At 57.4% G+C, this 14,034-nt stretch carries 16 protein-coding genes; 7 read left to right on the forward strand and 9 right to left on the reverse strand.

The annotated features are described in order from the left end of the window. Window positions 1-96 precede the first annotated feature (96 nt). Window positions 97-774 (reverse strand): flagellar transcriptional regulator FlhC, encoded by a 678-nt coding sequence (gene flhC / locus SBC1_RS19325; RefSeq protein ID WP_165098946.1) that lies wholly within the window; start codon window positions 772-774, stop codon window positions 97-99. 127 nt (window positions 775-901) lie between these two features. On the opposite strand from flhC, the gene SBC1_RS40415 reads away from it, so the two are divergent. Together SBC1_RS40415 and SBC1_RS19330 are read left to right on the forward strand one after the other, a co-directional pair. Then, complete coding sequence (locus SBC1_RS40415; protein WP_255540772.1) at window positions 902-1,027, forward strand: hypothetical protein; 126 nt, start codon at window positions 902-904, stop codon at window positions 1,025-1,027. A 589-nt stretch (window positions 1,028-1,616) separates the two neighbouring features. Beyond that, a complete protein-coding gene (locus SBC1_RS19330; protein ID WP_165098933.1) occupies window positions 1,617-1,997 on the forward strand; it encodes a hypothetical protein in 381 nt (126 codons plus the stop codon). A gap of 224 nt (window positions 1,998-2,221) precedes the next feature. Here SBC1_RS19330 and SBC1_RS19335 read toward each other — a convergent pair whose 3' ends face one another. The 5 genes from SBC1_RS19335 to SBC1_RS19355 form a co-directional block, all read right to left on the reverse strand. Further along, window positions 2,222-2,893 (reverse strand): flagellar basal body L-ring protein FlgH, encoded by a 672-nt coding sequence (locus SBC1_RS19335; RefSeq protein WP_165098918.1) that lies wholly within the window; start codon window positions 2,891-2,893, stop codon window positions 2,222-2,224. Between the two features lie 4 nt (window positions 2,894-2,897). Then, window positions 2,898-3,101, reverse strand: a complete 204-nt coding sequence (locus tag SBC1_RS39645; protein ID WP_206366078.1) for a hypothetical protein — start codon at window positions 3,099-3,101, stop codon at window positions 2,898-2,900. After that, window positions 3,098-3,295 (reverse strand): DUF6726 family protein, encoded by a 198-nt coding sequence (locus SBC1_RS19345; protein WP_165093759.1) that lies wholly within the window; start codon window positions 3,293-3,295, stop codon window positions 3,098-3,100. The genes SBC1_RS39645 and SBC1_RS19345 overlap by 4 nt, the downstream gene beginning before the upstream one ends. A gap of 19 nt (window positions 3,296-3,314) precedes the next feature. After that, window positions 3,315-3,506, reverse strand: a complete 192-nt coding sequence (locus tag SBC1_RS19350) for a hypothetical protein (protein ID WP_165098915.1) — start codon at window positions 3,504-3,506, stop codon at window positions 3,315-3,317. Window positions 3,507-3,757: 251 nt separating this feature from the next. After that, the gene (locus SBC1_RS19355; protein WP_165098912.1) at window positions 3,758-4,459 is read right to left on the reverse strand and encodes a hypothetical protein; all 702 of its coding nucleotides are present in this window, start codon (window positions 4,457-4,459) and stop codon (window positions 3,758-3,760) included. Window positions 4,460-4,917: 458 nt separating this feature from the next. Here SBC1_RS19355 and SBC1_RS19360 point away from each other — a divergent pair, with 458 nt between their 5' ends. Further along, complete coding sequence (locus SBC1_RS19360; RefSeq protein WP_165098909.1) at window positions 4,918-5,178, forward strand: DUF480 domain-containing protein; 261 nt, start codon at window positions 4,918-4,920, stop codon at window positions 5,176-5,178. 426 nt (window positions 5,179-5,604) lie between these two features. Here SBC1_RS19360 and SBC1_RS19365 read toward each other — a convergent pair whose 3' ends face one another. After that, the gene (locus SBC1_RS19365; RefSeq protein WP_165098879.1) at window positions 5,605-5,859 is read right to left on the reverse strand and encodes a hypothetical protein; all 255 of its coding nucleotides are present in this window, start codon (window positions 5,857-5,859) and stop codon (window positions 5,605-5,607) included. 749 nt (window positions 5,860-6,608) lie between these two features. After that, window positions 6,609-7,859, reverse strand: a complete 1,251-nt coding sequence (locus SBC1_RS19370) for an HD-GYP domain-containing protein (RefSeq protein WP_165098876.1) — start codon at window positions 7,857-7,859, stop codon at window positions 6,609-6,611. A gap of 665 nt (window positions 7,860-8,524) precedes the next feature. On the opposite strand from SBC1_RS19370, the gene SBC1_RS19375 reads away from it, so the two are divergent. Next, entirely contained in the window at window positions 8,525-9,133 is a 609-nt protein-coding gene (locus SBC1_RS19375; RefSeq protein WP_241202157.1) for a lysozyme inhibitor LprI family protein, read from the forward strand. A 167-nt stretch (window positions 9,134-9,300) separates the two neighbouring features. Here the strand turns inward: SBC1_RS19375 and SBC1_RS19380 are convergent, their stop codons facing one another. After that, window positions 9,301-9,771 (reverse strand): hypothetical protein, encoded by a 471-nt coding sequence (locus SBC1_RS19380; RefSeq protein WP_165101497.1) that lies wholly within the window; start codon window positions 9,769-9,771, stop codon window positions 9,301-9,303. A 325-nt stretch (window positions 9,772-10,096) separates the two neighbouring features. Between SBC1_RS19380 and SBC1_RS19385 the strand changes: the two genes are divergently transcribed. The 3 genes from SBC1_RS19385 (at window position 10,097) to SBC1_RS19395 (ending at window position 13,849) form a co-directional block, all read left to right on the forward strand. Continuing rightward, window positions 10,097-11,542, forward strand: a complete 1,446-nt coding sequence (locus tag SBC1_RS19385; RefSeq protein WP_165098870.1) for a nodulation protein NfeD — start codon at window positions 10,097-10,099, stop codon at window positions 11,540-11,542. Beyond that, window positions 11,542-12,315, forward strand: coding sequence for a slipin family protein (locus SBC1_RS19390; protein ID WP_165098866.1), 774 nt, complete (start codon window positions 11,542-11,544; stop codon window positions 12,313-12,315). The genes SBC1_RS19385 and SBC1_RS19390 overlap by 1 nt, the downstream gene beginning before the upstream one ends. A 199-nt stretch (window positions 12,316-12,514) precedes the next feature. Further along, window positions 12,515-13,849, forward strand: a complete 1,335-nt coding sequence (locus tag SBC1_RS19395; RefSeq protein WP_165098860.1) for a chloride channel protein — start codon at window positions 12,515-12,517, stop codon at window positions 13,847-13,849. Window positions 13,850-14,034: the final 185 nt, after the last annotated feature.

Here is a 14,034-nt window from a genome sequence, read left to right on the forward strand (position 1 = left end):
GGCCGCGACATCATCCCGAGTCCCGTGAAACGAACCCGGGACTCGCAGGCTCTATAGCGTAGCTCAGGGCGGCCGCTCATGCAGCCCGCTCAGCAGCTAACTCAGGCAACCCGCCCAGGCGGTCTGTCCGCAGGATGCTTCGTGCTGAGCCGGCTTCATGTCAACGTAGCCGGATAGAGCCGAATCCAGCTCCTCCATGGCATCGGGCTGTACGGTGCTGCATTCACCTGCGGCTTCGTCTTCCGTGATACGCGAAACGGCCTTGGAGCTCTTGCCCGCCCGCGACGGCGGCTGGCAACTACCGCACACCTCGCCGTGCGCCGCGTCTTGCTTGCGCGTGACGAACTTGCCAGTGCAGGTGCAGCATCGGGTCAACTGCAGGATGCCGGCGTCGAAGAAACGCACGAGCGTCCAGGCGCGCGTGAAGCTTAGCATGATGTAGCTGCCATGACGCTCACAATGCTCGAGATAAAGCTTATAGCCCTTTGTCAATGCATCGAAATGCGAACAGCCCGCAAGATCCCTCAGGAATCTATAGATGTTGTAGAAGAGCGATGCATGAATATTCGGTGCCCATGTCAGGAACCAGTCGACCGAGAACGGCAACATGCCCTTCGGCGGTGACACGCCCTTTACTTCCTGATAAAGGCGAATCATGCGGTCACGGGAGAGGTTGACTTCGCTTTCCAGCACCTGAATACGTGCGCCGAGTTCGATCAGGATGGCCGCCCGCATCACGTCTTGAGCGTCTTCAGTAATGCTTTTCTTCGCCATTGGCGTAATCCTCTTCTTATACGAACTGCTCGACTGCTGCATTGGCTAGCGCTATAGCACTGAGCCCAAAGATTCAAGCCTGCGAACCACGAACTCGCAAGAACGCCTCAGCGCTCGGAGTCCGCACTTGAGCCGGATTGTGCGTAATCAGGGTGCCGGCGAGATCGACTACCTGATCCTCATGCGCCCGAAGTCCCAGGAGGAAAAACATAAGCAGAACCCCGGACATAAAGCCGACTGCACCACCGATTAACAACATGCTCCCTCCGCAAATTTTACAGAGCTCAAAAATAGATCGTCGATCAATTGATCGTTTGACGAAGACGACGAGGTTAGGAGCAGCGTCACATTGTATTGGTAACGATCTGCTCTGAATCGAATGATCCTCTATTCCTCTCAAGCAAATTGCGTGAAAAAGACAAGCCTTTGCCCTAAGGCTTACGGAATATTTCTTTTAGTTTCCTGTCCTTTCGAATACGCATGCGTTTACTTTCCCTATTTGAATAAATGCGGCGAAATTATTTATAAGATTCAGGAAGGACTTGGCGAACGCGCATGTTGCTCGGCGTTTCAGCGCTAGCGAAAGTGCGCAATCATAACCCTGCAAATTGACGAATCAATGTGAGGGGATCCTGGACATGGCCAGCGGCTAGTGTCTAAGTTGGGATCAATGCAGATGCAACGAAGGACGCTTGAGTACTTCGTGACACCCGTGCGCCATTCAATCCACTTGCACCCACGAAAATGATCAGCAGTGTTGCTAAGTTTGCCACCTGTCGACGGTGAAGTTGTCTTGTCATTTCTTAATCGACTTCCGCTTAGTGAAGTCCTACTCGATAATCATGAAACAACTTACCCAAACTCTCCTTCTCGCAAGCGTCCTGGCAACCAGTGCAGGCAGCGCAGTCGCCCAAAGCACTTCGCCGTCGAACCCGGATAGCGGCCGCTTTGGCCACGAAGGGTTCGGACCGAATTTTGCGGTAGTGAACGATCTACAGCATTTGCAAAGGCTATATGACCTGAACGGCCGGGAAAGCGAGATGAGGGATATCTACCACGACGTCCTGCTAAAGACGCAGATCCCGGAGATCCGCCAATATGTCTATGAAGCACTGGCGCGCAATCTGCTCCGCCCGACCAATGTGGACCAGGCGATCACGACCATTCGCACGAGCCTGGATGAAGATCTGAGCACGCTGGCGAAACATCCGTGCGCACCGTGAAGAGCGCGCCCCGGCCAAGAGCCGGCACTGAAACGGCTGCGGTCCTCGGTGCTGTTCCCGGATGGGTTAAGCCTATGGGGAAAGATAACCGGCAGTCTTGTCTTCCGGTCGAAATGATCCGGCGAAAGACGCTGGTTTAAGGTGGCTTAAGGCGATCAGAGTTGATGCCGAAATGCTTGGTACCGGCAAACTGGGCGCCAACACCGACGGCTAACCTCGCGGGATCAGAACGTCAGCACGCTAAGAAACATTCGCTGCAGCCAGCCCACCGTAGTTGAGTCGGCGAGCATGCCGACACCTGCCTGCTCAATACGCGCATTGGCAACCTTGCTGGACGATACGTAGTTTCCAACCTCGATGTCCTTAGGATTCACGATACCCGACAACCGCAAGCGATCGCGGTTCTGGTTCATCGCAATGATCTTGTCCCCCGCAACCACAAGATTCCCAGTCGGCAGCGTCGCGATAACCGACACCGCCAGCGTCCCCGTCATTCCAGTCGTGTTCGACACAGCCCCCTGCCCTTTGAACGTCGTGCTAGCGGACCCAATGTTAAACAGCTTGGCCAGGCGCGCCGCTGCGCCGCTGGATTGATCCGCGGCTTGCGCGCTGATGTCGCTCGAACGGTTAGCTGACGCATCGCCGCTGTTATTGGCCGAATAGGACTCCGAGAGACGAATCGTCAATACGTCGCCCACGTGTTGCGCGCGAGGCGTTTCGTACAAGGCTAGCGTGTTGCCACCCTGGAAGATCGCGCCCCCGGTTTCAATATTCAACGGACTTGAGACCACGACCGGCGCGAACGTCGGCATATCGACGATAGAATTCGAGCCGCCTGAGCATCCGGCTAACGAAACCATGCCGCTAGCCAGAATCGCAAACTTTAACGAGTTCATGTTTTCAATGGTTCGCCAGATTAAGGTTCTTGGTCACGTGCAGCACGACCAAATAATAGCCAGCGTCTGGATTGCCGACTTGCTGCCAAGCCCTAAGCCGTGCTCGCCCGCGTATCACGTCGAGCGGCGAGTGGCGAGCGGCGAGCGGCGAGCGGCGAGCGGCGAGCGGCGAGCGGCGAGCGGCGAGTGGAGCGTAGGACTTGGTCAATCGATGGCGTCGGCGCATGTATCAAACGGCGCGGCGGCCGCATGACCCACGCCAGGCACGATCTTAAGCGTGGCCGATGCCAGGCGGCACGGCAGCGCAGCCACCGCGCAACCTTCCATTGGCAATATGACCACGCCTGCCATCAGGCAGGCCACCAGCCGCACGTGGCGTTTATAAGACTGCAAATTGAACATAAATAAGACCGCTACCTTTTCAGACGCTGGTGTTGATGCGTGTGCCAATCAAGCCATTCGACGGCAGCGTTGGGGGAGTCGCCTGCTCAATCGGCAGCGACGGCGAATCGGTTTTGGCGCTATTGCCGGCTGCGCTGCCCGAGCTGCCGCCGGTCGGGCGCATGGTTGTCGGCGCAATACGTTCTGCGGGGCTATAGCTGTTAACATTCATGATCAGGCTCGCTTTCAATAAAGATGAAGGGATCGAGGCAGCGTCAAGGTAGCCCCACGGCAGACTTGAACACATGCCAGGTCGCTAGAACTCTCTTTCGACATTGAATGATCACGCTTAACGGCTAGCGTTGATTAATGAAAGATCACCGCTTTTTCTCGACTCCTTACCAGCACTTACCGCACGGTCTCAACCGCATTTAATGCTAGGGCCCAACGCGCGCTGCCGATGAGCATTTGCCACTAGAAATCCTAGATCTTCACGTCGACTACCAGTCCGACCGGATTCCATCTGACGCCCTTGGTCTCTTCGCTCAAACCATCCAGAACATCCGCTAACGGCACCTCTCCCGCGTTGCCGTCAGGCGCCACGTAGGATTGCAACGCGGTGTCGAGGGTGCTGACGGCTCCGACAATTGTGGTGCTTTCGTTCGCACCATCATCACTGCCCGAGGTGGGTCCAAGGGGGTCGTCGAGCTGCCAGTCCCAGGTGTCGGCTGGACTATCGCGCTCCACGGAGGTAGACCGGACAGTTTTCGCAAGCTCTTCTATGGAAGAGCCGAGATCGACATAGGCTGATGTCACCTGGTCCGTTGGTGCAGCATCGCCCTCTTGCTGAGCGGGTGCATTGAGGCCGTGCTGCAAGACAAGCGCCTGATACAGCGCCACCAGAAATTGCTTGCCTGCGCCTTGGTTCGCCTCCCCGCGCGCCTGGGATTCTGCGGTGGTGCCCGAGTTTGAAACGGACTCAGTGTCCGTAGACACAAACCCGCTTGGGTCGATCCCCATGCGTTGCAACGTAAGCTTGAGCGCCGCCATCAAGACGTCTCCGCTTCCTGACGATGTCGCCGACGGCCGTTCAGGAAGCGCGCTGCCGGACACACCGGACGATGGCTTGGCCGTGCTGTCGGAAAAATCCGAAGATGAAATTGACATGCTGGAATCGAGTGCCATGGTGTCTCTCGGTTAGTTGTTACGTGATGCGAATCGGCTTCATAGAGCAGGTTCGCAGTGCTGCGTACGTTTGAGCGGCGAGTGCACGGATTCATTCGCCCAGACGTCATATCGACCCGGCAAGCAGAAATCTGTAGCGTTGGAAAGGCGGGGTAAGAAGCCGAAGCTGGCTAGCTTGCGTGCAGTCCTATGGACTAAGCGATGTTGGCATAGGTAATGAAATGCCCGGTAACGATGTTATTACTTTCCGCTTAAGCATTAGCTTGCAAGGGGTGAGATTTTTATGCTTTCCCGAGCATTTAATGCAAGTAAATTGACTAGGCGATCAGCCAATTTATGACTTGTTTTCCTAAGCAAATAACGTCCTGCAGACAATCCTCTTACCGGGTCTTTCGTAACCTAATGTTGTTCGCATCGCTGACGTTATCACTGAGTATTGAACGTACTTGGAGGATGAAATGAATTTTTCCACGACTGGCGAGATTGCTTGCAAAGTGCGCATCAACCCCATCATGCTTGTTAGCGGCCAAGGTGTATCAAGCCGTGCAATTCGCTATCGCGGCAAACACACGCTGCGTGCCGTGCTGGGATTCCTGGATAGTCAGCGCGAGGTTCGCGCGCTAGTCTTCAACCACACATCAGACGGAGAAATGTTATGGGTCGACATCCAGACGGGGGAGTTAAGAAGCTTTGAGGAGTGGCGATTCGAAGCGGCATGATCGACGTATCAAGAAGCCGGGTTCGCCGCGGCAAGTTTCCCGCTACGGCTTCCTCTCAACGGCTTCCCCGCGATCAGCAGGGAACGGCATTCAGGTAATAAACACGATCCGATCTCCTTCCGCCGAACCGCATTCCACGAAATATGCGGCACGGGCGGCCCTAACGTCGAGGAGGACGCGTTCGACCCCTTCAACACCAGGACTTTCATGCAAATGCGTTTTAACAATGACTCTCGAGCTTGGCTTGGCTAACGTATCTCGCCGGATTTCAACGAGATACCTGATGGCGTCTCGTTGATTCATAAAATACAAAATCATTAACAACGTATCCTTACCGCAGTTGAAGCGGCGCTGATCGACTCTACTTTCCATCGCGCCCGCGAGTGGTACGAGACACGAGAAAAGCAGGCAGATCCTGGCGTTCTGTTACCGGGCGGAGACTTCGCCCGACATGACGTCGATCCAGACAGGGCCCTCTTCAGCGTGGTGGCTATAGACAAGCGCCCGTACCTGCGGCCCCGCTATTCTCAGGAAGCTCAGTACGTCGCTCCTACGTTGCTTGCCGCGATAAGGCACGCGGCATACCCTTTGATCGCATTCCATCAGCAATACAACGTCGTTACGCTTAAGAAGCCGTTCGATCGCTGTTTCGCTCAACCCATGCGAAAGTACGGCTGTCATCGTTCCCTGCGCGAACTGCATAACGCCGTGATCCGCCGGCGAATCAAGGGGTTCCAGTGCACAAAGGCAGCGAGTGACATTCCCCAGCGCCTGACTCGTATGCTTGTCGTCGTGCCGCACGATTGATGCATTCCGGCGGGAAACGTCGAGAACAATTGGGCGCTTCGTGGCGCGAATCATTTGCATCCGACCGCACAGACGATAGCGGATACGCCCGCCACGGCACCGACGATTCCGCCAAGGGCAAACGTTTCTACCGAACTGGCGCAAGCTTGAAGATTGAGTGTGCAAAAGAGCATCGCGATAAAAATACAGCGCCTCAAGATTTTTCTCCCTCAAGAGTCGTTGCTGCGGGTTTGGACCGGCCTGAGTTCCGAGGCAACTGACGCACCTTCCCGTCATGGACCTGATGTGCGTACGCAGGAGTCAACGCAGAGGACTCCATGCGCGCATAGTGAGATTAGAGCGCTTTGAAGAGGGGCATTTCGGCAATTACGGGCTGGAGATGCCATCTGCTTACCAGGCATTACCTGGACAGGTGCGCGAACGTAACAAGGCCGCTGGCGCTCTTTTCGCGCCGAGCCCGGTCAATCAGTCGTACGTGATTCAGAACCTGATGGGAATGAAATCTCGGCGTTACACAGTCGAGCTGAAACGGCGGCGACTGAATAGTCTGCTTAAGCTAACCCGGCACAGCCCGGGTACATCTGGCAAGACGATGCAACGACCCATGGCGCCCCCTGCGACGCCTACGCAAAGGGACCGGCCTGATTCAGCCAAAGGTCGTTTAGTTGCGGAAGATTCCACTGTTTGGGATCTTCAATGGCCACTATCCGGTCGGCGCCCTTTGATTTCTTCAGGTCTACTATTTGAGGGAAGACCGGCTGATTCGACTTGCATGAGAAGAACATCTTGACGGTCGGCGTGAGGATTGACCCGCTGCCCTGATCGAGCACGACAGCAAGGAAGCCCGATTCCAGCCGGACCAGCGAGCCCACCGGATAAATGCCGACCGTGCTGATGAAGGCCGCAAGAATGGTCTTGTCGAACTGCCCATCCCACGAAGCCATGCTGCGAAGCGCCTGAGTCGGATGCCAGGACGATTTGTATGGCCGCTCGGATGTGACGGCGTCGTACACGTCGCAGACCGCACCCATCCGGGCCAGCAGGGGAATGGCTTTGTCCTTGAGCCCATGCGGATACCCACGGCCATTGACCTTTTCGTGATGGTACAGCGCGACCTCCAGCACTCCGGCACTGACATCGGCTGACTGCAGCATGTGCCAGCCGTCATAAGAGTGTTTCTTGGCGACCTCGTACTCTTCCACACTCAGCTTTCCGGGCTTGTTCAGCACGGCGAGCGGCATGAGCGCTTTGCCGAGGTCATGTAGCAAACCAGCCACGCCCGCCTCCAGCACAACTGGCTCGTCAAGTTCGAGTTCCCGCGCCAACGCCGTCATCAGCGCACATACGGCAACGGAATGCATATACGTGTAGCCGTCGTGGTGCTTGAGGCGCGCCACGCTGGTCAATGCGTATGGGTTGCGCATAACTGACGCGGCAATGCTCTGCACCAGCGGCATCATGCCAGTGCCAGACACGGCTCTTCCCATGCGGGCTTGCTGAAACACCATCTTCATCTCATTGGAGGCCGATTCGAACAGACGCTTTGCGTGTTCAATTTCCTCGGCTACTGGTCTTCGCGGCAGTTGCGTGCGTGCCGTAGCCGCCGTGTCGAGTAGCTGGCCGTCCCCCGTCTGCGCGATGGAGCTGCCTGCATTGAACGGGTCAACCGGTTCGCCCAGGAACTCCTCCGGGCACGAGAGACCTCGATCCGTATCAATCACAATAGATGTAATTCCGCTTGTGACGATCTTCTCAATATCGACAGCGGTAAGCAAAAACGAGTTCTTCCAGAATGGGTGATCGAGCCAACGCCGATCCAGACTGTGCAGGAACATGCCAGGACGCAATAAAGAGGCTGCGACCGTTTTCAACATAAGCCAACTCCGATGAGCCATGTTTTGGAACTAGCGAGGGCGGAAGCCACCATACCGTCAGCTTCGGCCTACACTTACGCGCTCCACCAATGCACTGATCAGATCCTTGTTTCTTTCAGCCGGCACCTTCCGGCACCTTCATTTCCCGGGCGGGCGGCTTAGTCCGTCAGGTTCAATCCGGGGCATTGGCCTTGAGCGCCGCACCCTCGATGATAGTGACAATCTGCGCGACTCGCTGCACGCTAGTGGAACCCAGCTGCGTCGTTAGCACCGAGGCTCGCAGCAGATGCCTGATTACTCGTGAAACTTGTCTTTCGACATAGGATGATCTCGCGTAATGGCCTGTGATCATCAAAGAATGACCGCAATATTTTCCTGCCTCCTTACCCCGACTTACCGCACAGTCAATGTGATGACCCCGCATTCCTGACGCGCAGCTAGCGCTCAGGCAGCGCTGCAAGCTTTAAGTAACATGTTCAACCAGCGCCGGTCGTGCCCTCCTTCGTACTCTCCTCTACCCGCCAGCCTACTCTCCCTAGCGTACCTCACGCCGCTTGAAAAAAAACCCGCTAGCCAGCCGTTTACACACTCTTTGAACAACCGCCTGGTCAATTGGAAATATTTGGTAAGTACAGACCGAACCCCAGTTCTTTTCTTTGCATTCCTTGCATCGAATCCAGCCGAGTATGAGTGAAAGGCCCATTCTTCCAGCGATAACGATGACTCTCTTCAAGACCACCCTGATCTCCATAATTCTATTAGGCAGTCCGCTCGTGGCCCATGCCACCAGCTTCGATTGCAACCTCGGTCACTCAGCGACTGAAAAGCTGATCTGCCATAACCCGGATTTGTCGAAGCTCGACGATCAACTCGGAAAGCTGTATTGGAAAGCGCGCCGCGCAGTTGCGGATAAACGTTCATTCCGTGCGGACAGCGATGCCAAATGGTCTTGGAGAGAAACGCATTGCACCGATGAAACGTGTCTCACGACCTGGTATTCCGGCCGTATCGAGGAACTTGAGCAATTGGTCGATGACCTGCAATCCACCTCGACGCCCTCGCCTGTTCGCACAGCCTCCGAGCATGTGTTGCCGGAGCCCACGATTGCCGTAGGTCGATGCACCGTTGCCGAGCCCGGCATGATTTCGCTCGATAACTGCAGGTCGCTGCTGAAATCCAATATGCATTGGAAATACGACGTGCATGGAGGCGACTGGTTCTGCGGAGTCGCCGTGCTGGATGAATCGAAATTGCCCACGGTCGTCCTGCAATAAGCGGGCGAATCAACCTTGTCGGAATTGTCGGAAGCGGGTCGGGCTGCAGTCCAGCTTTTGACCCAGCAAGAGGCAATGCATCATTCGAATGCCGCGTTCTCGCCGAAAGTTGTATTTAAAAATTTCAATACTCATACTGCTTGAGCCAGCCCAATCCAAGCCTCGACCTAGTGCCGCCCCGTTCCCCAGAACGCGTGCATGCCGCCGCCAAATTGCGATGGTCCGCCGTGAAAGCCGGAACCCATTGGCGCGCCGACGTGCATATGACCCGTTTGATGAAAATGATCGAAGTGTGAATGGTGGTGGAAACGATCGACGAAAATAAAGCTCACGCCCGCGCCAATGAAAAGCGGCGGCCCCCAGTACCAAGGATCGGAATACGGATAGTACCCGACCGGGTACACAAGCATGCCGCCGTCAGGGCTCTCGACGAACTGCCAGGTTCCATCGCTTTGCAGACACGCCCGTCCCACGACTTGCTGCGGCGATCCATCAACATCCGCTTGTCCCGCTACGGCGCGGCAATTGACGCCGGAGTCAACATCTGAACCGGCTGCGTCGCCGTACGTTTGCGCAAGCGCGGGCCCGGCAAAACCCATGGCGGCAAGCATTATTCCCAGTTGAAGTAACTGTCGCATCATCGTCTCCTGCGTGGACCCAGCACGGCTTCCTACCAGCGTCGACTGACACATTGCGCGTGCTTGCACCGCTTGCGTCGCGGTATATGGACTAAACGATCAAAGCCGTGAAAATATTCCGGCATCGCACGCAACCAGAAACGATCGGATGAGGTAAGTGAAGCCTTTGCCCGCGCCTGATATCGCTTGAGCGGTAGCCGCGGCTTCATCGTGTAAATCCTTAGAGCGGACACATTTGGTATGTGCTTAATTTGGCATAAGCTTAATGTCAGGCAACCCTCGTTGAGCCTGCGTCACCCTGTCTGCAGATGCGGCTCTTATCGTGATGGAACGCTATCCGTCTCGCTTGTTTCGCCCGCATGCCGTGCGCGCATTTCTCCGTACAGCGGCCTTCTTGTTGCGCAAAGCGGCGGCCTTTTTCGTAGGGCTGATGCTCTGCAATGCCGTAGCCGCGGGCCCGGTTGTCGTGGTCATTCCACTTGACGGCGCTGTCGGCCCGGCTAGCGCCGACTTCGTCGTTCGCGCGCTTGCCCGGGCGGTTGAAGAACGTGCTCAACTGGCCGTTCTCGAGATCGATACCCCCGGCGGACTCGACCAGTCGATGCGCTCGATCATCAAGGCTATCCTCGCGTCACCTGTTCCCGTTGCAGCGTTCATTGCACCGGGCGGGGCACGGGCTGCGAGCGCCGGGACGTACATCGTCTATGCAAGCCACATAGCCGCGATGGCGCCTGGCACCAACCTGGGCGCCGCCACGCCTATCCGTCTCAGCGCAGGCGGGCCCACCGAGCCTGACCCGGGCCAGGCGAAGACAGACACAGGTGCGTCGGCATCCGCTGGCATAAATGCGGCATCCACCGAGACCACCAAGCAAGTGCAGGATGCAGCGGCCTATATACGTGGCCTCGCGCAACTGCGCGGCCGCAATGTGCAGTGGGCCGAACGCGCGGTACGCGAAGCGGTCAGCTTGTCAGCGAGCGAAGCACTCGCGCAGAACGTGATCGACCTGAACGCGTCCGACGTACCCGACCTTCTCGCGAAGCTGAACGGCCGGCATGTGCACACGATCACGGGCGATCATGTCCTCGCTACATCCGGCGCGGTTGTCGTGACGATCCAGCCCGACTGGCGCAGCCGCTTTCTCGCGACAATTACTGATCCGAGCGTAGCGCTCATTCTCATTACGATCGGCATGTACGGCCTGTTCTTCGAGTTCGCGAATCCCGGCCTCGCGTTACCCGGTGTTGCAGGCGCAATCAGCCTGATGCTGGGCTTGTTTGCATTGCAATTGCTGCCCGTCGACTTTGCGGGACTGGGCTTGATCCTGCTTGGCATCGCTTTTCTCGTTGCCGAGATTTTCCTGCCCACGTTCGGCACGCTCGGCTTCGGCGGCATTGTCGCGTTTGCGATGGGCGCGCTCATGCTGTTTCGTACCGACACTCCCGGCTACGGCATTCCGGTGTCACTCGTGGTCGGCCTGACGGTCGCCACTGCGCTGTTCGTGTTCGTTGTGTCGAGCGTCGCATTGCGGGCACGCCGGCGGCCGGTGGTAAGCGGCGGGGAAGCGCTGCTTGGCAGTATCGGCGAGATGCTGGAAGACGTGCCGCCGAGCGACAGCGGCTGGGCTCGCGTGCACGGCGAACGATGGCGTGTGTGCTCTCACGAGACTCCGGCACTGCTCGTGCGCGGGGAGCGCGTCCGGGTGCTAGGGCGTCATGGGCTCATGCTGAGCGTGGCGCGACTGGACGAAGTAAAACAAGGAGAAAAATAATGGTCGGATTCACGTTTGGCTTCAGCGGCGTCTTGCTGGCGTTAGTCATCCTCATCTTGTTCTCGGCAATCCGCATCTTTCGCGAATACGAGCGCGGTGTCGTCTTCATGCTCGGGCGCTTCTGGAAGGTCAAGGGGCCGGGCCTCGTCCTCATCATTCCCGCGGTGCAGCAAGTGGTAAGAATGGATCTGCGCACCGTCGTCTTCGACGTACCGCCGCAAGACGTGATCACGCGCGACAACGTTTCCGTGAAGGTCAACGCGGTGGTCTACTTTCGCGTGGTCGATCCAGAGAAGGCTGTCATCCAGGTCGCGCGTTTCTTCGAGGCAACCAGCCAGTTGTCGCAGACGACCTTGCGCGCGATCCTCGGCAAGCATGAACTCGACGAGCTGCTGGCGGAGCGCGAGCGCCTCAACATGGACATTCAAAAGGTGCTCGATGCGCAGACCGATGCATGGGGCATCAAGGTGTCGAATGTCGAGATCAAGGACGTCGATTTGAACGAGACCATGGTGCGCGCCATTGCCCGGCAAGCTGAAGCCGAGCGCGAACGGCGCGCGAAGATCATCCACGCGGAGGGCGAACTGCAAGCGTCGGAAAAGCTGTTGCAGGCCGCGCAAATGCTCGCGCAAGCGCCGCAAGCCATGCAACTGCGCTATCTGCAGACACTGACCAACATAGCCGGCGATAAGAATTCGACCATTGTTTTCCCCATGCCGATCGATCTGATCAGTTCGCTTCTTGAACGGCTCAAGGGGCCGACGCAAAGCTGATCGCGATCAATAGGAGCACGCCGGGGTCCCATTGGAATCATGCGCAAAGTACATTAATTAAAAAAATAAATGAATTTGACGCCTGATTCCTCAAGCGGTAGATTCGGGTTCACGCTAATTGAAGTTTTTTGATTATGCTTAACCGATGAATGCAAGGATGCTCAATCGGCCACCCCTTTCATATCGCTAACATTCTCCGATGCTCGCTCAACCACCCCGCCCCGGAGTCCCCGGCAACCCACTGATCAGATTCGCGATGGTCACCGTTCTTACAGGGATTGGCGCCGGCCTGGGCGGCATGGCGTTGGCGCTGCTGCTGCATTTCATTCAGCACGTCGCTTACGGCTACAGCATCACGCAACTGGTCGGACACGAGAGTTTCTACGAGGGCGTCGTGGCGGCATCGGCTGGCCGCCGGGTCGCCGTGCTGGTGCTCTGCGGTCTCGTTGCAGGCTGCGGCTGGTTCGTCATCTATCGTTATGGGCGGCCGCTGGTCAGCATCAAGAAGGCCGTGTCATCCGACGACCCGCGCATGCCTCCCGTCACCACGACCGCGCATGCGCTGCTTCAGATCATCACCGTTGCACTGGGCTCGCCGCTTGGCCGTGAGGTTGCGCCTCGCGAGATCGGCTCCTTGCTTGCAGGATGGCTGTCGCACTACGCCGGCCTCACCGTCGAGCAAACCCGCTTGATGGTGGCGTGTGGCGCAGGCGCCGGGCTCGCTGCCGTGTACAACGTTCCGTTTGGCGGAGCGATCTTTGTTCTCGAAGTATTGCTCCGGTCGTTCGAGCTGCGTGTCGTGATTCCCGCGCTGGTCACCTCGGTCATCGCGGCTGTGGTCGCGTGGCTCGGCCTCGGCGACGAATCGCAATACGTCGTGCCGCACTTCGGCTTGAGCGCGAACCTCGTGACGTGGTCCATTGTCACGGGTCCCGTATTTGGCGTGGCCGCGTTCGCGTTCGTCCAGTTGACGACGAAGGCCCGCGCGGCCGCACCGAAGGGATGGACGCTGCCGCTTTTCTCGCTCGTCAACTTCCTGATCATCGGCTTGTTCGCGGTGTCGTTCCCGCAGATCCTCGGCAACGGCAAGACACCTGCGCAGCTGGGCTTCAGCAATGAGCTGACCATCGGCCTTGCAGCCACGCTGCTGGTCATCAAGGTCGCCATAACCACCAGCAGTTTGCGCGCGGGCGCCCAAGGCGGCCTGCTCACTCCCGGCATGTCTAACGGCGCGCTGCTCGCTATCGTGCTGGGCGGAGTCTGGACGTTGATATGGCCGGGTACGCCCATGGGTGCTTTTGCGATTGTCGGGGCCACGGCCTTTCTCGCTTCATCGATGAAAATGCCGGTCACCGCGCTCGTCCTCATGGTCGAATTCACGCGTGTGGATCACGACTTCATTGTGCCGATGTTGTGCGCGGTCGCCGGATCGATTGCGACCAATCGCTTGCTTGAACTCGGGATGCAAGCGCAGCAGGCGCGATCTTCAAACGCGAGCTCCGAGCTCAAAGGCGGCGCCATATCACGAGGCTGAAGCGGTTCGCCCGTGGATGACCAGCGCCCTGGCAACTCCGTCGGGTGAGTCACCTCGCGGCGCGTGCGGTGGCGGATCAGTTCACGGCAACTGAAACCATTGATCCGTTGATCACCCGGTCTGTCGTGGTCCGCGAAGCGCAGGTTGTTATTTAAAACTGTTCCCGATTTATACCAATCCTTAAG

Origin of the sequence: Caballeronia sp. SBC1 (assembly GCF_011493005.1) — a bacterium.
In the GTDB taxonomy this organism is placed as follows: domain Bacteria; phylum Pseudomonadota; class Gammaproteobacteria; order Burkholderiales; family Burkholderiaceae; genus Caballeronia.

Bases quoted from the DNA above. Each gene is read 5' to 3' on its own strand.
- flhC (WP_165098946.1), bottom strand. From the start codon at position 774: ATGGCGAAGAAAAGCATTACTGAAGACGCTCAAGACGTGATGCGGGCG.
- SBC1_RS19330 (WP_165098933.1), top strand. From the start codon at position 1,617: ATGAAACAACTTACCCAAACTCTCCTTCTCGCAAGCGTCCTGGCAACC.
- SBC1_RS19335 (WP_165098918.1), bottom strand. From the start codon at position 2,893: ATGAACTCGTTAAAGTTTGCGATTCTGGCTAGCGGCATGGTTTCGTTA.
- SBC1_RS19345 (WP_165093759.1), bottom strand. From the start codon at position 3,295: ATGTTCAATTTGCAGTCTTATAAACGCCACGTGCGGCTGGTGGCCTGC.
- SBC1_RS19350 (WP_165098915.1), bottom strand. From the start codon at position 3,506: ATGAATGTTAACAGCTATAGCCCCGCAGAACGTATTGCGCCGACAACC.
- SBC1_RS19355 (WP_165098912.1), bottom strand. From the start codon at position 4,459: ATGGCACTCGATTCCAGCATGTCAATTTCATCTTCGGATTTTTCCGAC.
- SBC1_RS19360 (WP_165098909.1), top strand. From the start codon at position 4,918: ATGAATTTTTCCACGACTGGCGAGATTGCTTGCAAAGTGCGCATCAAC.
- SBC1_RS19365 (WP_165098879.1), bottom strand. From the start codon at position 5,859: ATGACAGCCGTACTTTCGCATGGGTTGAGCGAAACAGCGATCGAACGG.
- SBC1_RS19370 (WP_165098876.1), bottom strand. From the start codon at position 7,859: ATGTTGAAAACGGTCGCAGCCTCTTTATTGCGTCCTGGCATGTTCCTG.
- SBC1_RS19380 (WP_165101497.1), bottom strand. From the start codon at position 9,771: ATGCGACAGTTACTTCAACTGGGAATAATGCTTGCCGCCATGGGTTTT.
- SBC1_RS19385 (WP_165098870.1), top strand. From the start codon at position 10,097: ATGGAACGCTATCCGTCTCGCTTGTTTCGCCCGCATGCCGTGCGCGCA.
- SBC1_RS19390 (WP_165098866.1), top strand. From the start codon at position 11,542: ATGGTCGGATTCACGTTTGGCTTCAGCGGCGTCTTGCTGGCGTTAGTC.
- SBC1_RS19395 (WP_165098860.1), top strand. From the start codon at position 12,515: ATGCTCGCTCAACCACCCCGCCCCGGAGTCCCCGGCAACCCACTGATC.